General features: G+C 47.1%; 22 protein-coding genes, 1 tRNA gene and 1 pseudogene. 19 read left to right on the top strand and 5 right to left on the bottom strand.

The window, feature by feature from the left end:
* Positions 1–200: 200 nt before the first annotated feature.
* From Q0537_RS07940 to Q0537_RS07920, 5 genes are all read right to left on the bottom strand, one after another.
* Complete coding sequence (locus tag Q0537_RS07940; protein ID WP_299226839.1) at positions 201–935, bottom strand: arginyltransferase; 735 nt, start codon at positions 933–935, stop codon at positions 201–203.
* Positions 928–1,212, bottom strand: a complete 285-nt coding sequence (locus Q0537_RS07935) for a hypothetical protein (RefSeq protein WP_299226836.1) — start codon at positions 1,210–1,212, stop codon at positions 928–930. The genes Q0537_RS07940 and Q0537_RS07935 overlap by 8 nt, the downstream gene beginning before the upstream one ends.
* A gap of 9 nt (positions 1,213–1,221) precedes the next feature.
* The gene (locus tag Q0537_RS07930; RefSeq protein WP_299226832.1) at positions 1,222–2,655 is read right to left on the bottom strand and encodes an acetyl-CoA carboxylase subunit A; all 1,434 of its coding nucleotides are present in this window, start codon (positions 2,653–2,655) and stop codon (positions 1,222–1,224) included.
* A 115-nt stretch (positions 2,656–2,770) separates the two neighbouring features.
* Positions 2,771–2,857: transfer RNA gene (locus tag Q0537_RS07925), tRNA-Leu, on the bottom strand.
* A gap of 70 nt (positions 2,858–2,927) precedes the next feature.
* On the bottom strand, positions 2,928–3,224 hold the full coding sequence (locus Q0537_RS07920; RefSeq protein WP_177389243.1) for an HU family DNA-binding protein: 297 nt from the start codon (positions 3,222–3,224) through the stop codon (positions 2,928–2,930).
* 327 nt (positions 3,225–3,551) lie between these two features.
* On the opposite strand from Q0537_RS07920, the gene Q0537_RS07915 reads away from it, so the two are divergent.
* From Q0537_RS07915 to Q0537_RS07825, 19 genes and pseudogenes are all read left to right on the top strand, one after another.
* Positions 3,552–4,229, top strand: a complete 678-nt coding sequence (locus Q0537_RS07915) for a response regulator transcription factor (RefSeq protein ID WP_005870247.1) — start codon at positions 3,552–3,554, stop codon at positions 4,227–4,229.
* A gap of 486 nt (positions 4,230–4,715) precedes the next feature.
* Positions 4,716–5,957: an ArsS family sensor histidine kinase gene (locus tag Q0537_RS07910; protein WP_299226828.1), complete on the top strand. Its 1,242-nt coding sequence runs from the start codon at positions 4,716–4,718 to the stop codon at positions 5,955–5,957.
* Between the two features lie 50 nt (positions 5,958–6,007).
* Positions 6,008–6,400 carry a cytochrome C oxidase subunit III gene (locus Q0537_RS07905; protein ID WP_299226825.1) on the top strand — a complete coding sequence of 131 codons (393 nt, stop codon included), beginning with the start codon at positions 6,008–6,010 and terminating at the stop codon, positions 6,398–6,400.
* On the top strand, positions 6,397–7,668 hold the full coding sequence (gene hemL, locus Q0537_RS07900) for a glutamate-1-semialdehyde 2,1-aminomutase (protein WP_299226822.1): 1,272 nt from the start codon (positions 6,397–6,399) through the stop codon (positions 7,666–7,668). Before Q0537_RS07905 ends, hemL begins: the two co-directional genes overlap by 4 nt.
* A 31-nt stretch (positions 7,669–7,699) precedes the next feature.
* Positions 7,700–7,996, top strand: a complete 297-nt coding sequence (locus Q0537_RS07895) for an AtpZ/AtpI family protein (protein ID WP_299226819.1) — start codon at positions 7,700–7,702, stop codon at positions 7,994–7,996.
* Between the two features lie 11 nt (positions 7,997–8,007).
* On the top strand, positions 8,008–9,174 hold the full coding sequence (locus tag Q0537_RS07890; RefSeq protein WP_299226816.1) for a hypothetical protein: 1,167 nt from the start codon (positions 8,008–8,010) through the stop codon (positions 9,172–9,174).
* 354 nt (positions 9,175–9,528) lie between these two features.
* Positions 9,529–10,581, top strand: a pseudogene (locus Q0537_RS07885) (quinone-dependent dihydroorotate dehydrogenase); the annotation flags it as partial.
* Positions 10,582–11,333: 752 nt separating this feature from the next.
* Positions 11,334–12,587, top strand: a complete 1,254-nt coding sequence (locus tag Q0537_RS07880; protein WP_299226813.1) for a pitrilysin family protein — start codon at positions 11,334–11,336, stop codon at positions 12,585–12,587.
* Positions 12,580–13,476 (top strand): 4-hydroxy-tetrahydrodipicolinate synthase, encoded by an 897-nt coding sequence (gene dapA, locus Q0537_RS07875; RefSeq protein ID WP_299226810.1) that lies wholly within the window; start codon positions 12,580–12,582, stop codon positions 13,474–13,476. The genes Q0537_RS07880 and dapA overlap by 8 nt, the downstream gene beginning before the upstream one ends.
* Positions 13,477–14,256: an enoyl-ACP reductase gene (locus tag Q0537_RS07870; RefSeq protein ID WP_291937459.1), complete on the top strand. Its 780-nt coding sequence runs from the start codon at positions 13,477–13,479 to the stop codon at positions 14,254–14,256.
* Positions 14,253–14,810, top strand: coding sequence for a CDP-diacylglycerol--glycerol-3-phosphate 3-phosphatidyltransferase (pgsA, locus tag Q0537_RS07865; RefSeq protein ID WP_298082217.1), 558 nt, complete (start codon positions 14,253–14,255; stop codon positions 14,808–14,810). Before Q0537_RS07870 ends, pgsA begins: the two co-directional genes overlap by 4 nt.
* Positions 14,811–14,963: 153 nt before the next feature.
* Positions 14,964–16,754 carry an N-6 DNA methylase gene (locus Q0537_RS07860; protein ID WP_299226807.1) on the top strand — a complete coding sequence of 597 codons (1,791 nt, stop codon included), beginning with the start codon at positions 14,964–14,966 and terminating at the stop codon, positions 16,752–16,754.
* A 1-nt stretch (position 16,755) separates the two neighbouring features.
* Positions 16,756–17,298, top strand: a complete 543-nt coding sequence (locus tag Q0537_RS07855) for a restriction endonuclease subunit S (protein WP_299226805.1) — start codon at positions 16,756–16,758, stop codon at positions 17,296–17,298.
* Positions 17,299–17,335: 37 nt separating this feature from the next.
* Entirely contained in the window at positions 17,336–17,827 is a 492-nt protein-coding gene (locus Q0537_RS07850; RefSeq protein ID WP_299226802.1) for a restriction endonuclease subunit S, read from the top strand.
* 246 nt (positions 17,828–18,073) lie between these two features.
* A complete protein-coding gene (gene rseP / locus Q0537_RS07845) occupies positions 18,074–19,189 on the top strand; it encodes an RIP metalloprotease RseP (RefSeq protein ID WP_299226799.1) in 1,116 nt (371 codons plus the stop codon).
* On the top strand, positions 19,186–19,824 hold the full coding sequence (locus Q0537_RS07840) for a YggS family pyridoxal phosphate-dependent enzyme (protein WP_298757611.1): 639 nt from the start codon (positions 19,186–19,188) through the stop codon (positions 19,822–19,824). The genes rseP and Q0537_RS07840 overlap by 4 nt, the downstream gene beginning before the upstream one ends.
* A gap of 343 nt (positions 19,825–20,167) precedes the next feature.
* On the top strand, positions 20,168–20,434 hold the full coding sequence (locus Q0537_RS07835) for an ABC transporter ATP-binding protein (protein ID WP_299226796.1): 267 nt from the start codon (positions 20,168–20,170) through the stop codon (positions 20,432–20,434).
* Positions 20,431–20,916, top strand: coding sequence for a class I SAM-dependent methyltransferase (locus Q0537_RS07830; RefSeq protein ID WP_299226793.1), 486 nt, complete (start codon positions 20,431–20,433; stop codon positions 20,914–20,916). The genes Q0537_RS07835 and Q0537_RS07830 overlap by 4 nt, the downstream gene beginning before the upstream one ends.
* Positions 20,917–20,932: 16 nt before the next feature.
* A complete protein-coding gene (locus Q0537_RS07825) occupies positions 20,933–21,241 on the top strand; it encodes a hypothetical protein (protein ID WP_299226790.1) in 309 nt (102 codons plus the stop codon).
* The last annotated feature ends 538 nt before the right edge of the window (positions 21,242–21,779 follow it).

The raw sequence follows: 21,779 nt of genomic DNA, 5'->3' as shown, positions 1-21,779 counted from the left end.
AGACCGAGCGGCGCTAAATTTCAGCGCGATATTTGACGCCGAGGCGTACTTTTAACATACCTCGTCCTATCTGCGCGCGAGCGAATTCTACGCGGCGACACGATCTCGACTCCTGCGCGCTGTCGCTGTACGGATGCGTGAAGCTTACCATTCTACGCAGCGCCTATGTCTAGGCCGCTCCTGGCGTCCGCGCGTGGAACCTATCTCTGTATGCACCCCTCCCACACGGCGGGAGCGTCAAGCTCTGTGTATGAGTTTAAAATTTCATACGGCTCGTAGCTAAATTTATACGCTAGGCTCGGACACTGCTTGACCGCGTAGCCCAGATAGATCCATCGCAGCCCCAGATCTTGGGCAAACTCGATCTGTTTTAAAAGCGAAAATTTACCCAGACTTAGATGCGGCAGATACGGATCGTAGTAGCAATACACCGAGCTGATGCCGTCGTCCACGATATCGATGAGATCGACGCAGATAAGCCGCCCATCCTCGCCGTAGTAAGAAATTTCTTTGCCGAAGTCGCCGTGACCCTGGACGTAAATTTCATCATATCGCTCAAAATCGATCTCTTGCAAAGGCCAGCCCTTTTTTAGATGCATGTAGTCGTGATAAAGCGCGAAAAGCTCCAAACGCGCATCGTTTAAAAGCGGGCGAGATTGCCATACATAGGCGGTCGTGCGATTATTTTTATAGACGCGGCGGTGCGATCTGCTAAATTTAAAATTTGCGGCATCGACGCGTAGGCTTTTGCACTCCGCACAGGCTGCACAAATAGGCTTTTGAAAATACCTGCCGAAGCGGCGATAGCCGTGTTGCACTAAGCTTGAATTATACTCGAAGTCGCAGTCTTTTATGTAGAGATACTCGCTGCGCGCGGCTCTGCCGTCCAGATAAGGACAAGAAAAATCCAGCGTGCAAAATGGAATTTCAGTCATTCAGTTTTTTGATATTTGCCGCGTCCACGTATTTTAAAAACTCATCTTTGAGGCGCTTTTCGCGTGCGGCGATGCTCTCTTTGGCTACGTCAAGCTCTTCCGTCGCGACGCCGTCTAAGCCGCTTCCGCTTTGCAGGCTCAAATCGTCATCCCTGAAAATATCTTTAAACTCGTCGCGATTTGGATTAGATTTTTTGGGCTTTTTGGGCGTGGAGCTTGCCGCCTTGTCCTTAAGCATATCCTTTTTTATATCTTTTAGGCTATCTAAAAAATCCATAACTCTTTCCTAAATCCGCGCCGATTTGCACATCGCAGCGATGATGGCGGCGATCGCTTCGTTTTTATTCGGCTGCATATCGTCCATAGTGTTTTCTAAAATTTTGTCTAAATTTTTCTCTACGTAGCTCGTGTCAAAAAAGCCGAGTCGAAATTCGCGCGACTTGCTGATGCTGAGCAAAAATGGAATGATCGTGCGCACCCCCTCGATGCGAAACTCCTTCAGCGCGCGCTCTAGCTTATTGACGGCCAGGTCGTAGTCGGTGGTTTTGATGATGAGCTTGGCTAGAAGCGAGTCGTAAAACGGCGGAATTTTATAGCCCTTGTAGATATGGCTATCGACGCGCACGGAAGGACCGAGTGCAGGATAATAATCGCTAACGGTGCCGGGAACGGGGGTGAAATTTTTCCAGACGTTTTCGGAAGTGATTCTAGCTTCGATCGCGTAGCCGTGCGGCTTGATATCGCTTTGCTCAAGCTCTAAAATTTCGCCGTTTGCGATGCGGATCTGGCGAACGACGAGATCGACGCCCGTAACCTCCTCGGTGATACCGTGCTCGACCTGGATACGGGTATTCATCTCCATAAAATAGAAATTGTTGTAATCATCGAGTAGGAATTCCACCGTGCCGACATTGGTGTAATTCACCGCTTTTGCCGCAGCGACTGCAGTCGTACCCATCGTTTTACGTAGATGCTCGCTAATAGAGGGACACGGCGCAATCTCGATAATCTTTTGGTGGCGGCGCTGGATCGAGCAATCGCGCTCGCATAGGTGAATGATGTTGCCGTAATTATCGCCGATGATCTGAAACTCGATGTGGCGCGGCTTGACGACGAGTTTTTCCATAAAAATTTCATCGTTGTTAAAAAAGGTTTTCGCCTCTCTCGTGCACGAGTCGTAGGCGCTCTGCATATCTTTCTCGTCCCACACCTCGCGGATACCGCGTCCGCCGCCGCCGCCGCTAGCCTTTAAAATTACGGGATAGCCGATCTCGCGCGCATATTTTTTGATCGTATCCATACTCTCGTGATTTAGCTTTTCGGTGCCAGGCACGATCGGGATGCCGTTCTTGCGCATCAGATAGCGAGCGATGTTTTTATTGCCCATTTTGCGGATAACGTCGGGTTTGGGGCCGATAAAAATAATGCCCGCGTCCTCGACCTCTCTTGCAAAGTCAAAATTCTCGCTCAAAAAGCCGTATCCAGGATGTATCGCATCAGCGCCGCACTCTTTGGCGACTTCGACGATCTTTTTGGCGTCCAGATAGCCTTTTAGCGCATCGGTGCTTACTTCGTAGGCCTCATCGGCGATTTTTACGTGCAAGCAATCGATGTCGGGTTTTGTGTAGATCGCGACGCTTTTAATATGCAGATCTCTGCAGGCCCTAATGATGCGAACCGCGATCTCGCCGCGATTAGCGATAAGAATTTTACGTATCATAAATAATTGCCTCTTTTAAAGAAATACCGCGGTAATAATAGTATAAAAAATTTTATAGCAAGTTGAAATTTGCAAAAGGCGGTTGAAATTACAGATAAAATTTAAAGAAGATTTATGGTGCCCGAGGTCGGAATCGAACCGACACGAGGTTGCCCTCGCCAGATTTTGAGTCTGGTGCGTCTACCAATTTCACCACTCGGGCATTTTAAAAAGTTACGATTGTATAAATTTAAAAAAGAAAAGCCCCGAAGACGGGGCTTGGAGCAAGAAAATTATTTTTTCTTCTTGCCTTTTGCAGCTGCAACAGCCTCTTTTAGCTGTTTGCCGACTTTAAATTTTACTACTTTAGTAGCAGGAGATTTATAAGTTCTGTTTGTGCCAGGAACTTTACCCTCGCGAGCTGCACGCTCTGCAATACCGAAAGATCCGAAGCCGATGAAGCTTATGTCATCACCTTTTACCAAAAGCTCTTTGATAGCCTCAAGTGCAGAATCAACTACCTTAACGGTATCTTTTTTAGAAAGACCTGCCTTCTCGGCAACTACTTGGATAAAATCAGCTTTTTTCATGCTAATCCTTTAAAATAAAGTGGCTTGGGCGGTATTCTACAATAGTTTCGCAAAAAATACAATAGTTTTTTAAGAAAAAAACGCAAAATTCGGCAAAATTTAGCCGAATTTAGCCCAAATTCGTCAATTTTTCAGATTTTGCTTCTTTAAATTTCAAAATTTCGCCATATTTTTGGGGCTGATTTTTGAAATTTTGCTAGGTTTCGAAAAATTTCAAAATTTTACCCCTTCTCGCCTCATTTTTATAAAATTTCGCTCAAATTTGCCGCTTTAAAATATATAAACTATATTTTGTTATAATCCGCGCAAAATTTCAAAGGCTTTTTTATGACTAAAATTTTAATGATAGAGGACGATTTAGAACTCGCCGAAATTTTAAGCGAATATCTGCAGCAATACGATATCGATATTACAGTCGCGGACGATCCGTTTTTGGGGCTTTCTAAGCTAAATTTAGAAAATTTCAACCTCGTGATTTTAGATCTCACGCTTCCTGGGATGGACGGGCTTGAGGTCTGCAAAGAGATCCGCAAAAACACCGATATACCGATCATAATCTCAAGTGCCCGCCACGATCTGACCGATAAGATCAACGCTTTTGACTTCGGCGCGGATGATTATCTGCCAAAGCCCTATAATCCGCAAGAGCTTTTAGCGCGCATCAAGCGCCACATCGAGCGCTACGACATAAACTCCATCCAACGCGCCGCAAAGCCCAAAAAAGACCTCGAAGTGGATGATTTCCGCCACGTCATCAGCTTCAAAGGACAGCCCCTGTCGCTCACCATCGCCGAATACGACGTGCTTTCGTATCTCATCAAAAAGGAAGGCGGTGCGATCACCCGCGAGGAGCTCATCTACAACTGCAGCTCCATAAGCGAGGAATCCTCGAGCAAAAGCATCGACGTCATCATCGGTCGCATTCGTCTAAAACTCGGCGAAACGTCCAAGGCGCCTAGCTACATCCACGCCATCCGCGGCGTAGGCTATAAGCTGATACAATGAGCGGGCTTGCGCCGTACGGGAGACGCGATAGAATTTAGCCGCTCGCGGCTCTAAATTTAATAGGCACTCGCGCGGCGAAACTGAAATCGCAAGTCGGCCTGCGCGATTTTGCCGTTTAAATTTAAGGCGCCGCAACTGAAGCGTTAAAATTTTACGATAAAATTTTGTAGTTATAAATTTAGTACGCGGTTAGATGCGCGCAGGATTTTATCGTTGAATTCCGCAAGCAGTTCGGCTCTACGGGCAAGAATGAGCCATAAAAAACAGAGCCCAGGGCAGCGGGAAAAATTTTAAAATTTAAAGCGGCGTGGCTATTAAATTTAAAAGCGCCCTGCTTTGCGATGAAATTTTAAAATTTACGCGCTGTGCCTTTAAGACGCGCCGTAAATTTAAAGCTGAATAAGTCGGTACGCGCGCCAAAGCCAAAACAAGCCCGCGGCTTACAAAGCTTTGAAATTTTAAAAATTTAAGGATCATATAAATTTAATGAAAGTAAGATCGTCGATTTTTTACACCATCACGTTCATCTTCACGCTCGCCGCCGTGGGCGTTTCGCTCGCTCTGCTCTGGCTCATCGGCTACGATCAGCAAAACTACACTCGCGAGCTAAACTCCAAATACTCCATCGTTGCGCGCGCGAACCTATATCAGATGAGTAAGCTCATCAGCGATGTCGAATACGACCGCCAGGTCGCGAATTTCGAGTTTTCGACCATCCGCGATGAAGCCAAGCGCGATGAGATCATTAAAGGCGCTGAAATTTTAGATAGCATCTCCGCAGACATCGGCTCTGCTGATATCCTGCTTTTTAAGCGCAAGCACTATCTAAAAATCACGCACGCTGGCGAGACGCGGCTTTTAAACGACAAGGATTATCAGCCCTATCGCTACGATATTTTCAAAGCGATCTATGGCGTCATTTTGGTGATCATCCTGCTTGCGTATATTTTCATCATCCGCAAAATTCGCCCCCTTCGCAAGCTTAAGCGCCAGATCGATAAATTTGCTAAAGGCGATCTTCAAATCAAGGACGTAAGCGTAGGAAACGACGAAATTTCCGAGGTTTCGCACGCGTTTTACGAGGCGGTCACGCAGATAAATAAGCTTAACGAATCGCGCCATATGTTTTTGCGAAACATAATGCACGAGCTCAAAACTCCCATCACAAAGGGTCGCATCGCCGTCGAGATGATCGAGCACGGCAAAAATCAAGAGCGCCTCATCTCGGTCTTTGAGCGGCTGGAAAGCCTAATCAACGAATTTGCGGCGGTCGAGCGCGCGACCGCGGGTACGGCACTAATCGAACGCGGAATTTTTTCAATGGATGAAATTTTAAAAGAAGCGCTTAGTATCGCAATGATCGAGCCCGGCTGCGTGGCGCTGGAAAATCCGCTAGGCCTAAGCCTAAATGTCGATCTGAAGCTCTTTTGCGTCGCGGTAAAAAATTTAATCGACAACGCCGTCAAATACGCCTCAGACGGTAAAATTTTAATCCGCTTAGACGCCGAGTCGATGGACTTCATAACGCTCGGCGAGCCGCTGCAGAAGGACTTTAGCTACTACAAAGAGGCATTCGTCAAGGGCACGAACGCCAAGCAAAGCTTCGGCCTGGGGCTCTACATCGTCGATAACATCGCTAAGGCACACGGACTAAAATTCCTCTACCGCAGGCAGGATGAGCTAAACGTCTTTTATTTCGAGGGGATCGAAAAGATAGCGACGTTATGAAATTTAAGCACATTTTTTATATTATTGCGCCAAAAATTCGAAACGAGAAGATGCGGAATTTCATATTTTTAGCGCTGTTTTTAAACGCGACCATATTTTTTCTACCTCGCGATGTACAAGCCGATAGCTTTATCACCGACGAGGAGTACGGCGCGATGCTGTATAAAAACCCGCGCGGCGTGGGCTGCGACAAGTGCCACGGCGAAAAGGGCGAGGGCTCGCTGATCGCGACGTATAAAGAATTTAACCGCACCGCAGGCGCCTACTACGAGCGCGCCCTAAACGCGCCGCCGATCAACAATCTCTCGCTTCAGGAGCTCGCCGACGGGATCAGCAGCTCGCGCGACGTGATGCCGAGCTACTTCCTGACGCAAAACGAGATCATCATCATCTACAAATATATAAAATCGATAAATCAACCCAAAAAGAAGGAGAAAAAATGAATAATCACGACGAATTTCTAGCAGCGCAAAAACTTATCCCAGGCGGCGTAGACTCGCCTGTGCGAGCATTCGGTAACGTAGGCGGCGAGCCTTTTATGGTGGATCACGGCGAGGGCTCGTACATCTACGACGTTGAAGGCAAAAAATATCTCGACTTCGTGCAGAGCTGGGGTCCGCTCATCTTCGGTCATGCTGACGCAGACATTGAGCGCGCCGTCGTGCAGACCGCTAAAAAGGGGCTAAGCTTCGGCGCATCCAGCCCGCTTGAGACGCAGCTTGCCTCGCTGGTGCTAAAAAATTTCGATTTCCTAGACAAGATCCGCTTTACCAGCAGCGGCACGGAAGCCACGATGAGCGCGATCCGTCTTGCGCGCGCCTTTAGCGGACGAGATAAAATTTTAAAATTTGAGGGCTGCTACCACGGTCACAGCGACAGCCTGCTCGTCAAAGCGGGCAGCGGCGCGAGCACTTTCGGTAATGCAAGCAGCGCGGGCGTGCCGCAGGACGTCGCAAAAAACACCTACCTAGCCAGATACAACGACATACAAAGCGTAAAGGACGTCCTAGCGCAAAACGACATCGGCACGATCATCATCGAGCCGGTCGCGGGGAATATGGGCCTAGTACCGGCGGATCCTAAATTTTTAACAGAGCTTCGCACGCTGTGCGACGAGAAAAAGATCGTGCTAATAATCGACGAGGTAATGAGCGGCTTTCGCGCGAGCGAGCTAGGCAGCTACGGCATCTACGGCGTCCGCGGCGATCTGGTAACCTTCGGCAAGGTCATCGGCGGCGGTATGAGCGTGGCGGCGTTTGCAGGCAAGCGCGAAATTATGGATATGATAAGCCCGCTAGGAGCGGTGTATCAAGCAGGCACGCTAAGCGGAAACCCCGTCGCGATGGCTGCGGGTATCGCCAGCCTAAGTAAAATTTACGCTAGCAGCGGCCTTTACGAAAGGCTCGGCGAACTAGCGCGCAGGCTCGCAGACGGGCTTTGCACCATAGCACAGCGCCGCGGTATCGCGCTGCAAACCGCTTGCGTAGGCTCGATGTTCGGCTACTTTTTCGCAGACGAAGAGGTGCGCGACTATGACGGCGCCCTGCGAGCAGACACCGCGCGCTTTGCGAAATTTCACGGCGAGATGATTAAGCGCGGCGTATTTTTGGCGCCTAGTCAGTTTGAGACGGGCTTTATCTGCTCTACGATGAACGAAGCGCAGATCGACTTTGCGCTAAACGCCGCGGATGAAGCGATGGCGGCGCTTTAAGGGCTGCATTTTAAAATTTTACGGATTTTAGATGAGAGTAACGAAAAATTTAAACAAAATCGTAAGGGGCGCCTGCGACATCAGCCTAGGCATCTCAATCGTCGTAGCAATCGGCATCGGAGTAGCGATCGGGCTTGGGCTGCGGCACCTCACGGGCTCGCTGCTTTTATTATGGCTGGGCATCGCTATTGGCATCGCAGCGGCGTTTTTGAACGTTTACCGCGCGTGCAAGGCGCTAAATTCGAGCCTAAAGGAGCTTGAGGACAATCCAAAATACAAAGCGGATCCGAAAAATTTCGACGACGATGAATGGGATGAGCGAGATTGAATAGGCGATTTTTGCTCGTATACTGCGCGCTAAACGCGACGTTTGCCCTGCTTGGGCTGGCGCTTTGCGGCGCAGGATTTTTCGGCGCGGGCTCTTTCGGCGTGCGGGCGCTTGCGTGGCTTCTTAGCTTGGAGGCTGGATTTTTGGGTGCATTCGGCGCGGTATATTTTTCGTTTCGCGCTTACCGAAACAAAATAGAAGATGAACTCAGAGCCGGTAAATACGATGAAATTTTGCAGCAAAGCTCTAAAAATTCAGCAGGTTTCATAAGCAGCGAAACTTCCGCTAGCGATACGAATTCCGCAAGTCGCGGCGAAAACCAAGGCGACGCAAGCGGCGATGAAATTTCATACGGCAAAATTTGCGGCGGCGAAATTTTAAAGAGCGAAAGCTTTAGGGGCGAAAATTCAGGCGATGAAATTTCAAACACTCGAAATTCCGAAGACGCCGTAAATTTCACAAACGGCGAAACCAGCACCGAAAACGGCGATAGTTGCGCTCTGTACGACGAAACCGCCGCCGAGCGCGCCGCAAACTCTATCGACGAAGATATCAAAAATTTTACCGCCGAGCGCGACGTAAATTCTACGAAGAGCAACGACAAAACCTCCGCTTGCGACGCGACCGCTTTAGGACATGCCGCCGATAAATTTAATATGAATGGCAGCGCGACTTGCGGCAACTCATACGACGGCATAAACGACGAAGCTAGCGATAGTTCGCAAGGCGGCATAGGCGCGCGTTGCGACGACTTGAAAAATGCAGCGAGTAGCGACCTGGGCGGCGGCTGGAGCGACGGCGCAGATCGCAGCAATCATAGCGGCGGCATAGATAACGGAAATCGTGGCGGCGATGTAGATAGCAGCGAGCGGAGCGACGGTACGAGCGATTTTGGAGGTGGGATTGGTGGCGCGCGCGACGGATCAAATGATGATTTCGACGGCGCAGACGGCAGCGTCAATGATTGGGAAGGCGAGCTTGAGCGAAGCGAGATTCGGAGCAATTTTGCGGGAGCGTTTTTCTCTCCGTTTAAAATTTTGTCCTACGCGGCGCTCGTGGCGGCGATCTACCTGCTTGCCAAGCTGTCCTTGCTAAACCCGCTAGCGATTATCTTGGGCGTTGCAATCATTCCTCTGGGCACGATGATGGTTGCCTTCGCTGACAAAGACGCACGCTAAGGCTCAAACAGCGCGAGTGGACGCTTTAAATTTTAAAATTTAGCTTCAGCGGGATTGAGCGTAGATCGGCGCAGGATAAAATCGCGGCGATGCCCGCCACCGCGAGCTGTGCCACAGACACCGCGCGTTTCGGCACGTACCCGGGCGGGCTAAATTTATAAAATTTGCGCCGCACATCTTTGAGCTTCTGCGTAAATTTAGATCGTCGCGACGAGCCGTAGAAATTCTATGCAGCATTTAAGCGCGTAATTCTAAAATTAAATTTAACCGCCGCAGATTGCAAATACGGCGCGAAATCCTTATCTATATTTAATTAAATTTTAGCTACCATTATGCAAAATTTGAGGAAAAATTATGAATTACGATACCTTGAAAAAAATCTTTTTTCTATTCGATCCCGAAACCGCTCACAAGATCGCAGAATTCGGACTTCGCGCGCTCTATGCGACTCCGGGTGGACTTGAGATTTTAGCAAAATTCGGCGTTTATAAAGATGAAATTTTAACTCAAAATATATGGAATTTAAGCTTCGATAACCCCGTGGGTATCGCGGGCGGATTCGACAAAAACGCCACGATGATCGCGCCGCTGGCCGCTCTTGGCTTCGGACACATCGATTTTGGCACCTTTACGCCGCGTCCTCAAAGCGGCAACGAAAAGCCGCGACTTTTTCGCCTCGTTAGCGAGCAGAGCATTCAAAACGCAATGGGTTTTAACAACGAAGGCGCCGATATTATCGAGCGTCGCGTGCGAAAAATTTATCCTTTTAAAATCCCGATCGCCGCAAACATCGGCAAAAACAAAGCCACCTCGAACGAGGATGCGCTAAGCGATTACGAAGCCTTGGGCCGTAAATTTAACGGGCTGTGCGATTTTTTCATCATCAACGTAAGCTCGCCGAACACCCCGAATCTGCGCGCTTTGCAAGAAAACAGCTTCATAAGCGAGCTGATCAGAGCGATGAAAGAGATCACGAACAGGCCGCTAGTCTTAAAGCTGGCGCCCGATATGAGCGCGGCTCAGGCGATCGCACTGTGCGAGTGCGCGGTGCAAAGCGGCGCAAACGGCATCATCATAAACAACACGAGCGTCGATTATTCGCTAAGCCCCAATGCTAGGGACTTCGGCGGTCTAAGCGGCAGGCTTATCACCGAAAAATCGCGCGAGCTTTTCGCACAGGTCGCTCGCGAGCTCTTCGGCCGCACGATCCTAATCAGCTGCGGCGGCATAGACAGCGCGCAAGAGGCCTACGAGCGCATCAAATCGGGCGCGAGCCTGGTTCAAATTTTTACCGCCTTTATCTTCAAAGGCCCGTTCGTCGCAAAATCGATCAACGAGGGGCTGGCGGAGCTTTTGCGCGCAGACGGCTTTAATAACGTAAGCGAGGCGGTCGGGGTAAATTTAAAAACTCGCGCGGGCGAAGGATACGGCATCAGAGGCGATCAGGCGGAAAATCTCGGCAACGGCGCAGATTTGCGCGCTTGCGAAGACAAAGAGGCGGATGCCAGAACGGATAAAATTCCAAGCACGAGCAAAAGCGAGAAAACGAGCGAAATTTCAAACGCGCCCGAAAGCAGGGATGCGGACGGAATTCCAAACGACGGCAAAAGCGAAATATCGAGCGCCCAAGTTAATAAAATTCCCGCCGTTCAAGCAGATGAAATTCCAACTGCCCAAACAAACTCAAGCTCCGAAGCGGACGAAAATTCCGACGCTTTGGTAAATTTAAACGCCTTAGTAAGCGCAGATACCGCGACGGATCAAAGATCAATCGAGCAAAGCCGTACGGAGAGCGGAATTTCGGAGATTAAAAGCGCAAAACGAAGCAGCGCAAAAAGCGAGAATTTAAAGGCTAAAAGCACAAAACAAGGCGGCGCGGAAAGCAAAACCGCCAAAACAAAAACCGCATCTAAAAATAAAACCACAACTAAAGCCGCACAAAAAAACGACATAGAAAGTAAAAATTCTAAAACTAAAGCCGCGCCAAAAAATAGCACGGAAAGCAAAAACTCCAAGAGTAAAAACGTAAAACAAAACAGCGCCAAAACTAAAAATGCCGAGGCTAAAGAGACCAAAGAGCTTAAAGAGGTTAAAGAAGCGAGTGGCGCCCAAGACGCAGAGCAAAACTCAAGCAAAAAACGAAAGGCGAAAAAAGATTAATGTTTCCGAAATTTAAGAAAATCACGCTGCAAAACGGACTTCAAATTTATCACATCCCGATGAATAAAGGCAGCGGCGTCATCAGCGTGGACGTGTTTTACAACGTCGGCTCGCGCGACGAGACGATGGGCAAAAGCGGCATCGCGCACATGCTGGAGCATCTGAATTTTAAATCCACGAAAAATCGTAAGGCGGGCGAGTTCGACGCGATCGTGAAGGGATTCGGCGGCGTGAACAACGCAAGCACGGGCTTTGATTACACGCACTACTTCATCAAGTGCGCGAGCTCAAATTTAGAGGTCTGCTTGGATCTTTACGCCGACATCATGCAAAACTTGAGCCTCAAAGACAAAGAATTTCAGCCCGAGCGCAAGGTAGTGCTTGAGGAGCGGCTGTGGCGCACCGATAACGATCCGTTCGGATACCTATTTTTCAGGCTATATAACGCTGCGTTTTTGTACCACCCGTACCACTGGACGCCGATCGGTTTTCGTAAGGACATCGAAAACTGGAGCATCAAAGATATCAAGGAATTTCACGCTAAATTTTATCAGCCGCAAAACGCCGTGCTGCTTATCACCGGCGACATCGGCGAAAAGGCGGCGTTTGATGCGGCTAAAAAATATTTCGCGCCCGTAAAAAATAAAAGCGAAATTCCGCGCCCTCACTGCACCGAGCCTACGCAAGACGGCGAGAAGCTTAGCGTTATTTATAAAAATAGCGAGGCTCAGATCGTGGCAGTCGCCTTTAAAATTCCGCCGTTTAACCACGCCGACGCCGCGGCGATCAAAGCGATGGATATATATCTTAGCGGCGGCAAGAGCTCGCTTTTACAGCGCGTGCTGGTCGATGAGAAAAAGCTCGCCAATCAGATCAATATCTACGATATGAGCGGTAAGGATGAGAATTTATTTATAGTCTTTGCCGTTTGCAACCAAGGCGTAAGCGGCGAGGCGCTGAGGAGTGAAATTTTAGCGCTGATCGAAAAAGCCAAAAAAGCTAAAATAAGCGACGACGATATGCTAAAGATCAAAAACACCCTAAGTAGCGATCTGATCTACTCCCTCGACAGCGCTAGCAAGGTAGCTCAGATGTACGGCAGCTACATCGTCCGCGGCGATCTGGACGCGCTATTTAGGCTGGAGTGCGAAATTAAAAGCCTAGATAAAAGCGCGGTTAAAAAAGCGATGAAAACCTATCTAAGCCTTAAAAGCTCCACGAGCATTATCTTACGAAAGGAAAACGATGAATAAAAATGTCATAATCGGCTCTATGACGGCGCTGATCACGCCTTTTAAAGAGGGCAAACTGGACGAGCAGACCTACGCAAAGCTCATTAAAAGACAGATCGCAAACGGCATAAGCGCGGTCGTGCCCGTCGGTACTACGGGCGAGAGCGCGACGCTGACGCACGACGAGCACCGCGTCTGTATCGAAATCGCCGTAGATGCGTGCAAGGGCACGGACGTTAAGGTGCTAGCGGGCGCAGGCAGTAATGCAACTCACGAAGCGATCGGGCTTGCGCAGTTTGCGCAGGCTCACGGCGCGGACGGAATTTTATCCGTAGCGCCCTACTACAACAAACCCACTCAAAAGGGGCTCTATCTGCACTACAAGGCGATCGCGAGCTCGGTAGATCTGCCGGTACTGCTCTACAATGTCCCCGGTCGCACCGGCTGCGACATAGCCGCAGATACGATCATCAAGCTTTTTAACGACTGCGAGAACATCTACGGCGTCAAAGAAGCCAGCGGCAGCATCGATAAATGCGTCGATCTGCTCGCGCACGAGCCGCGCCTTAGCGTGCTTAGCGGCGAGGATGCAATCAACTATCCGATCCTAAGCAACGGCGGCAAAGGCGTGATCTCCGTTACGGCAAATTTACTGCCCGATTACACGGCGAGACTTACGAAATTTGCGCTGCAAAATGAGTTTTTAAAAGCCAAGCAGATCAACGACGATCTCTACGCGATCAATAAAATTTTATTCTGCGAGAGCAATCCGATCCCGATCAAAGCGGCGATGTATATTGCAGGTCTGACGCCGAGCTTGGAGTACCGCTTGCCGCTTTGCGAGCCGAGCGCGGAAAACCTCAAAAAAATAGAAAACGTAATGAAACAATACGCTATCAAAGGATTTTAATTGACGAACGAATTTAAAGGAAAAACGCTAGTTATCAGCGGCGGCACGAGAGGCATAGGCAGGGCGATAGTTTTGGAATTCGCAGCTGCAGGGGCAAATATCGCTTTTACGTATAATTCCAACGAGGAGCTAGCGACTTCGCAAGCAGCCGATCTTGAGAAGGCTTACGGCATCAAGGCGCGCGCTTACGCGCTCAATATCTTAGAGCCAGAGACCTACAAGGAGCTCTTTGCCAAGATCGACGAGGATTTTGCGCGAGTGGATTTTTTCATCTCAAACGCCATCATCTCGGGTCGCGCAGTCGCGGGTGGATATACTAAATTTATGAGGCTAAAGCCGCGCGGCATCAATAATATCTTTACCGCGACGGTAAATGCCTTCGTCGTGGGCGCGCAAGAAGCCGCAAAGCGTATGGAAGCGGTAGGCGGCGGCTCGATCATCTCGCTTAGCTCCACGGGAAATTTAGTCTATATCGAAAACTACGCGGGTCACGGCACGGCGAAAGCCGCCGTCGAAGCGATGGCACGCTACGCCGCAACCGAACTCGGTGAGAAAAACATCCGCGTAAACGTAGTAAGCGGGGGACCGATCGAAACGGATGCGCTGCGGGCCTTTACCAACTACGAAGAGGTACGCGATAAAACCGCCGAGCTTAGCCCGCTGGGACGCATGGGGCAGCCGGAGGATCTGGCGGGAGCATGTTTATTTCTATGCTCGAGCAAGGCTAGCTGGGTGACGGGGCACACCTTCATCGTCGACGGCGGAACGACCTTTAAATAATGCTAAATTTACCCAATATTTTAGCGAGCTTTCGCGTTGCGCTGGCGCCGCTGTTTTTCTGGCTGATCTTACTAGCAGGCCATGCGAACGGCGGCATGGTGGGCTCGGTGCACGTCAGCTGGATTGATTATTTCGCCGCGCTAGTCTTCGTCATCGCCTCCGTCACGGACTTTTTCGACGGATACATCGCGCGCTCTTGGAACCAAAAAACGAGACTTGGCGCCATCATCGATCCGCTCGCCGATAAGATGCTTACGCTTGCGGGCTTTTTGGGGCTTATGTTTATCGGGCGCGCCAGTCCGTGGGCGATCTATCTGATCCTAATCCGCGAGTTTTTTATCACTGGTCTTCGCGTGGCGATGGCGGGCGACGGCGTAGAGGTCGCCGCGTCGATGGCGGGCAAGGTAAAAACGGTCTTTCAGATGATCGCTATCGGCTGGCTAACGATGCAGTGGCCCTATGCAAACGCCCTACTCTGGATAGCGGTCGCACTGACACTATATTCGGGCTTTGAATACGTCGCGGCATATGCTAAGGCTACGAAAAAGAGTTAAAATTTGGTTTAAATTTGGCATAAAATTTAAACCAAATGAGATATACTGAATCGCAAATTATGCGATCTTATCCTTGGGTGTATGTAGGATAAAAATCTACGTGCCGCTCATTAGATTAATAGTAATATATAGGCAAAATTAAGGAAAATTGTTATGATGTATGGGACTTTGAGAGTTAGCGAAGATGTGATTAGGCAAAATGCTGGAGCGTTACTAAAATTTCAAGATTCAAAATACGCCAAAAGTGGTGTCGGACAAATAACTACGTTTAATGAACTTGGTTTTAGCGGGGTTAATAAAAAGCCCGACGGTTGGTATTTTCCGCACGATATAAATGAAGTTGCCATAATTTTAGAGACCAAAGCCTATGAGCCAAATTCAAATCTGGATCAAAATTTACCGCAACTTCAAGAATATATAAACATAACAAGAAGCAAATACAATCGAGTAATAGGTATTTTATATAATGGCAACGAAGCAATAATTTATAAAAACGATAAATTTTATAGAGAAGATAGTGAGCTTTTTAGCAAAGATTACTATCTTAAGCTATTTACTCAGAGCAGTATAGATAAGCCTAAAATTTACTCATGTACTAAATCAATAAATGATAACCTACATATAAATTTTGGCATCAACAACCTAAAGCATAGGATGATTTTTACAGCTTGTGCTTTGGTGGCCGATAGAAAAGGCGCAAATTTAGCCGGTCTTAAAGGACGCGATTTCGCAACTCTGCAAAGCGAGATCATAAAAACTCTTGAAAGCTCGTATAGTGAGCAAAAGGCATTGAATTTAAAACTAGACATCATAAAAGAGCAGTTTAATTTAATTAGTTTCAACTACACAAAAAATCAAAAAGCAATAGACGGCTTCATAGATGATGTTATCGCCATTTCGGGCTATATCAAAACCGACGCTTGGAACGGTGAAGACGTTATGGGAATTTTCTTTAACGAATTTACTCGCTATAAGGGCAAGAGCGAAGCGGGTCAAGTTTTTACACCGGATCATATTACAAGCCTAATGTATCGTATCGCAAACGTCAGCTACAAAGATAAAATTTTAGACGCATGCTGCGGTAGTGGTGCATTTTTAGTAAAAGCTATGAATAATATGATAAACGAAGTCGGTGGAAATTTCAATGAAAGCGCGGTTAAGATTATACAAAATGATAGACTTTTTGGAATAGAATTTGATAAAGAGCTATTTGCTCTAGCTTGCGCAAATATGTTAATTCATAAAGACGGAAAAACCAATTTAACTCATGACGATGCTAGAAGCGAGGCGGCCTGCGAATGGATAAAAAATAAAAACATCACAAAAGTTTTGATGAATCCACCTTATGAAAATAAATTTGGCTGCTTAAAAATAGTAAAAAATGTACTTGATAATGTCGAAGATGGTGCAATTTGCGCATTTTTATTACCGAGTAATAAACTAGAAGTCGGCAAAAAGCAAGTTTTAAAATGGCTCAAAAAACATTCTCTTTTGAAAATCATTAACCTCCCGAAAGAAGTGTTTGCTCGTATGAAAGGCGCAAACGAAACATCGATTTTTATATTTAAAGCGCACGAACCACAAGGAAATAAAGAAATTTTCGGTTGCTATATAAAAGAAGACGGGTTAGAAACCGTTAAAAATCAAGGACGTCATGACTTAAAAGGCAAATGGCAAGAACTTGAAGATTACTGGGTAGATGTAATATATAAACAAGGCGGCGATGAAAGCTGCCAGTGGATAAAGCCGAATGAGAGCTTGCAGTATAAAATGCCCGAGCCTAAATTTGAGATAACCGAGCAAGATTTTAAAAAAGTCGTGCTTGATTATATGCTTTTTGAAAACGGTATCGATAAAAAGGAGTTTGAAAAAACTATTTTGGATAGCGTTTTATATGGAAGTGAGATAAATTTAGACGATGACGAGATAAAGATTAAGGTTTAAAGTGCAAAAATTTAAGAATTTTAAATTTAAAGAGATATTCGATCATATCGCGCAAGGTAAAAGATTAAAAATATCGGATCATATAAATGGCGATATTCCATTCGTTATGGCCGGATACATAAATAACGGAATTTGTGATTACATCTCTAATCAAGAGGCTAGACGATTTCCGGCCAATTCCATAACAATAGATATTTTTGGAAATTGTTTTTACCGAAAATATGAATTTGCTGCAGGAGATGATGTCGGCGTTTTTTGGAGTAATAAAGATATAAGCAATAAAGCTATGACGTATATTTGTGCCGTTATAGGCAAATCGCTATCGGGCAAATTCGGCTTCGGAAATAAACTAAGAGCCTCACAAACTTATGATTTTGAAATTTTATTACCCTCCAAAGACGAGCAAATAGACTTTGAATTTATGGAAAACTATATCAAAAATATAGAGATTAAAATGCAGATTTTAATCTCATCTTATTCATTATTGGTGGCGGCTTCGAGAGAGAGAGAGAGAGAGAGAGAGAGAGAGAGAGAGAGAGAATAATTCGCCTAACGGCGATGTTTTTATTACGAATTCACATTTGGCAAATTATATCCAAGAGGCTATCATGCGAATAGCTGCAAGTCTTTTTGGTAAACTTAATTGCAAATGGGATGAATTTGAACTTGCAAATTTGTTTGAAATTCTGCTAGCCAAAGGTGATTTACAAGCTAAAAGACTTCAAAGTGGAAACAATCCTTTAATAAGCTCTGGGAATTTTAATAATGGGATAGTTGCGTATGTGCAAAATTGTGATGAGCTAAGTGAAAAATTCGATGGTAATTCTTTAAGTGTAGATATGTTTGGGAAATGTTTTTATCAGCCAAAAAATTTTTATGCAGTATCCCATGGTCGTATAAATATTTTAAAACCAAAATTTGAACTTAATCAAAATATTGGATTTTTCATAGTATCTATTTTAAATAAGTCCTTTGGAGATCGTTATTCTTTTAATCAAATGTGCTCTCAAACTGCTTTAAAAAAGGAAAAAATTGCGCTCCCGGTCAATGGCACATACAGTTTTTATTCATAAATCTGCACTAGATAATAAAACAATCTTGGTGAGTGGAGGTTTAAGAGGTTTACAAATTGAGATTGATTCACAAAAATTAATTGATTATTACCTGCGTCTTGCTGATATTGCGAAATAAAAAATTTTAAATTTATATATTTTATTAAAGCATGCTTATACCACTATGCTTTTAGACAATCTCTTTTCTAAGCTTAAAATTTACAAAATCATAGTAAGCTTAGCCCATTTTTTACAAAGGTCTGAAATTTGAAAAGCATAATTTTAACGCTCGCGATCCTGGCGGTCGGATTTTATTTTTACTCGATAAATTTTATGGTCACGGTGCTGGCGATCAGCTTCCTCATCTTTTTCCACGAGTTGGGGCATTTTTTGGCGGCGCGGGCGCTGGGCGTGGGGGTGAACGTCTTTAGCGTGGGCTTCGGCGAGAAGGTCTTTACTAAGCGCATCGGCGCGACGCAGTACGCCATCAGCGCGATCCCTCTGGGGGGCTACGTAAGTCTTAAGGGGCAGGAGGATCTGGATCCCGCCGCAGTAAGCGCGGACCCCGACAGCTACAACTCCAAAGGCCCGATCGCGCGCATAATCATACTTTTTGCGGGGCCGTTTTTCAACCTACTGCTTGCGTTTTTGATCTACATCGCGCTGGGCTACATCGGCGTCGAAAAGCTAGCGCCCAAGGTCGGCAAAATCTCGCCAAATTCCGCCGCGGCAAGCGCAGGACTAATGCTAAACGATGAAATTTTATCAATCGACGGCAAGCAGATCCGCGAGTGGGACGACATCTCAAAGCAGGTAACCGCCACACCTCTAAGCTTAGAAATCATGCGCGGTGGCGAGCGGCTGAGCCTGCAGCTCACGCCGAAGCTCGGCGAGAAAAAAACCATCTGGCGCGAGAGCATCAGAGTGCCGCTCATCGGCATTTCACCCGATTACAACGCGACCGTGACGCTATATCACAAGGGCGCAAGCTCTCTTAGCTTCGCGTGGGATCAGACGGTGGAAGCGTCAAAGCTCATCTTGGTGGGTCTAGAAAAGCTCGCCAGCGGCGTCGTTTCGCCCAAGGAGATGGGCGGCATCGTCGCCATTACGGACATCACCTCAAAAGCGGTCGATTACGGCGCGGCGGTCTTGCTCGCGCTCGTGGCGCTAATATCGGTAAATTTAGGGCTTATCAACCTCTTTCCGATCCCAGCACTCGACGGCGGGCACATCGCGTTTAATCTCTTTGAGCTCATCTTCCGCCGCCCCGTGCCAAAACGGGTGTTCGTTGGTGCCAGCTACGTAGGTATGGGGATTTTAGCGCTTTTGATGATATTTACGGTGCTGAATGATTTCGCTAGAATTTTGGGATTTTACAAATGAGACTGGATGAAATTTTAAAGCGCATTGAGGCTGCAAAAGCAGGCGCAGGCGAGGTGCAGCTCGTCGCTGTGAGTAAAAACGTAGGCACGGATGAGGTGCGCGAGCTGTATTCACAAGGACAGATCGCGTTTGGCGAAAACAGAGTGCAGGAGCTAAAGCGCAAAAGCGAACTACTGCGTGAACTGCCGCTAAAGTGGCACTTCATTGGCACGCTGCAAAGCAACAAAATCAATCAGCTCATCGCTCTGCGCCCGACGCTGTGGCAGAGTTGCAACTCCTATGAACTCGCGCTTGCCGTAAATAAGCGGCTAACTTATCCGCTAGATACGCTGCTGGAGATCAACGCCGCGGGCGAGAGCTCCAAAACGGGGCTCGATAAAAACCGCGCGGTGGAGGAGTTTTTGCGCATCAAACAAGAGTGCAAAAATCTAAATTTAATCGGCGTGATGAGCATCGGAGCGCATGTGAGCGAGCCCGCGCAGATCGCGCGAAGCTTCGAGGCAAGCCGCGAGATTTTCGACGCGCTCGTGCCGCATGGCGCGCGGATCTGCTCGATGGGGATGAGTGATGATTTTGAGCTCGCGATCAAATGCGGCTCGAACATGATCCGCCTGGGTAGAATTTTATACGCCTAGGCCTCGAGGAACGGACTTTATCGCGCGAGTGAATTTTATACCGCTTTTAGATGGCGCGCTTAATTTGCCGCGTGAGCTAAATTCGGCGCGTAACTTGAATTAGCGCAATGCTTGATTTTACGTGCTACTTAAAATTTAGCGCGTTATTGAAATTTTACGCAGCGCAACAACGCAGCATCAAATTTTAAACCTCGATAAAATTTATTCGCAACGACGCAAATTTCAAAAACGCGACGATATAAAATTCTAAGCGCAATCCATATAAAGACAGAATCTTAAAAGGCGAAATTTCAAGTGGCGGCAGCTGGCGTATATCGCGCGCACGCTGGTTCAGGGCGCGAAATTGATCTTTATGGACGAGCCGACCAACGGGCTGGATTTTGGCAATCAGATCAAGCTACTAGAGATGATAAAAGCGCTGGGGGATGAGGGCTATACCTTCGTGCAGACTACGCACTACCCGCGCCACGCGAAGTTCGTTTCAAATTTGACGCTGTTTATAAAAGACGGCGAAATTTTAGCCTTCGGGCGCAGCAAGCAGCTCATAAATGCCGAAAATATCGATAAAATTTACAGCATAAACTACGAAAGATACGAGGATAGATTGTGATTTTACCTTCAAACTACGACGAAATCGACTTTGATGCGCTTTATAAGGCGCAAAAGGCAAAAAGCTTATTCGGCAAAAAACTGGCAGAGCATTGGGACAAAAAGGCGCCCAGCTTCAACGAAGGCGTGATGAAAAGCGCCTACGCGCGCGAGTTTATAGACAAGGTCGATTTTGCTGGCGTTTCTACGCTGCTTGATTTCGCGTGCGGAGCGGGCGCGTTAAGCGTGCTGGCAGCGGAAAAGGTGGATAAAATTTACGGCTATGATTTTTCGCCCAAAATGCTGGAATTCGCCCGCGAGAACGCTCAAATTTACGGCGTAAAAAACGCAAAATTTGCGCAAAAAGCCTTCGAGGACGATTGGTCTGACGTACCCGCGTGCGACGTGGTTTTTGCCTCGCGCTGCCTTGAGGTGGACGATCTAAAAGCCGCGCTTAAAAAGCTTCTTTCAAAGACTAAAAAAATCGCTTTATATTACGTTTAAAGTGGGCGGCAGCTTCGTGGACGGGGATATTTTGGATGCGATAAGGCGCGAAGTGGAGCAAAAGCCAGGCTTCGTTTATCTTTTAAACATCCTGTTTCAAATGGGCTATTTGCCGAGCCTCAGCTATATCAAAGCCCCGTGCCACGGCGGCGCACCGAGCAGCGCGGAGGAGTTCGTCCAAAGAATACGCTGGATGCTCGGCGGCGAGATAAGCAGTGCAGAGGAAGCACGCCTGGCGGAGTATTTTAACGACGGCAAGTGCGATGAGCAGCAGGATTTTATGCACTGGGCGTTCGTGCGGGTGGATAAAACGAATGAGCTTTAGCTTAGTTGCCTTATTTTATGAATGAAGCAGGATAAATTTTGAAGCTCAATTTAGCTAGAAATGAAGCGTAAATTTAGCCTGCCAAAAATTTTATCGATAAAATTGCAAGAGCCGGTAAGTATTCGCTTTTAAAATTTAATGTGAAATCGGGATCGCTTGTCCGCTAAAAAAGAAGCAAGTCAAAAAAGCTTGCTTCATTAAATTTAAAACGCTACGGAGTAAAAAAGCAAAATTTGAGCTAAAATAACCGAGAAAGGCGGTAAAAACGCAAAAAGACAAAATCCCCGCGGACATCAGCCAAATTCCGCAAGAAATTTTAAAAAGCTACGATAGATTCCGCTTTTGTAGATATCTGTTTTTCGGGACACTTTTGACCTTTCTCATTTATATCATCGTGTTTCTTACGTTTGTACATAATGCGCCCATAATGTCGTTTTTATGCATGCTCGCGCTATCTGCGATAAATATACTCGTCTGCCTAAATAGGCTGAAGTATAAAAAATATGCCCTGCTTTTATTTAGCGATGCAGATAAGGCC

The sequence above is a fragment of the uncultured Campylobacter sp. genome, from assembly GCF_938017775.1.
Classification (GTDB): Bacteria; Campylobacterota; Campylobacteria; order Campylobacterales; family Campylobacteraceae; genus Campylobacter_B.
Note: the sequence above shows the minus strand (reverse complement) of the source record. Positions and strands in the feature narration are given on the sequence as shown.

What these genes read in the sequence shown, in the direction of transcription:
- Q0537_RS07895 (WP_299226819.1), top strand. Translation starts at nt 7,700, where the DNA reads ATGAGAGTAACGAAAAATTTAAACAAAATCGTAAGGGGCGCCTGCGAC.
- dapA (WP_299226810.1), top strand. Translation starts at nt 12,580, where the DNA reads ATGAATAAAAATGTCATAATCGGCTCTATGACGGCGCTGATCACGCCT.
- Q0537_RS07930 (WP_299226832.1), bottom strand. Translation starts at nt 2,655, where the DNA reads ATGATACGTAAAATTCTTATCGCTAATCGCGGCGAGATCGCGGTTCGC.
- Q0537_RS07880 (WP_299226813.1), top strand. Translation starts at nt 11,334, where the DNA reads ATGTTTCCGAAATTTAAGAAAATCACGCTGCAAAACGGACTTCAAATT.
- Q0537_RS07915 (WP_005870247.1), top strand. Translation starts at nt 3,552, where the DNA reads ATGACTAAAATTTTAATGATAGAGGACGATTTAGAACTCGCCGAAATT.
- Q0537_RS07940 (WP_299226839.1), bottom strand. Translation starts at nt 935, where the DNA reads ATGACTGAAATTCCATTTTGCACGCTGGATTTTTCTTGTCCTTATCTG.
- hemL (WP_299226822.1), top strand. Translation starts at nt 6,397, where the DNA reads ATGAATAATCACGACGAATTTCTAGCAGCGCAAAAACTTATCCCAGGC.
- Q0537_RS07910 (WP_299226828.1), top strand. Translation starts at nt 4,716, where the DNA reads ATGAAAGTAAGATCGTCGATTTTTTACACCATCACGTTCATCTTCACG.
- Q0537_RS07920 (WP_177389243.1), bottom strand. Translation starts at nt 3,224, where the DNA reads ATGAAAAAAGCTGATTTTATCCAAGTAGTTGCCGAGAAGGCAGGTCTT.
- Q0537_RS07905 (WP_299226825.1), top strand. Translation starts at nt 6,008, where the DNA reads ATGCGGAATTTCATATTTTTAGCGCTGTTTTTAAACGCGACCATATTT.
- Q0537_RS07860 (WP_299226807.1), top strand. Translation starts at nt 14,964, where the DNA reads ATGATGTATGGGACTTTGAGAGTTAGCGAAGATGTGATTAGGCAAAAT.
- Q0537_RS07840 (WP_298757611.1), top strand. Translation starts at nt 19,186, where the DNA reads ATGAGACTGGATGAAATTTTAAAGCGCATTGAGGCTGCAAAAGCAGGC.
- Q0537_RS07935 (WP_299226836.1), bottom strand. Translation starts at nt 1,212, where the DNA reads ATGGATTTTTTAGATAGCCTAAAAGATATAAAAAAGGATATGCTTAAG.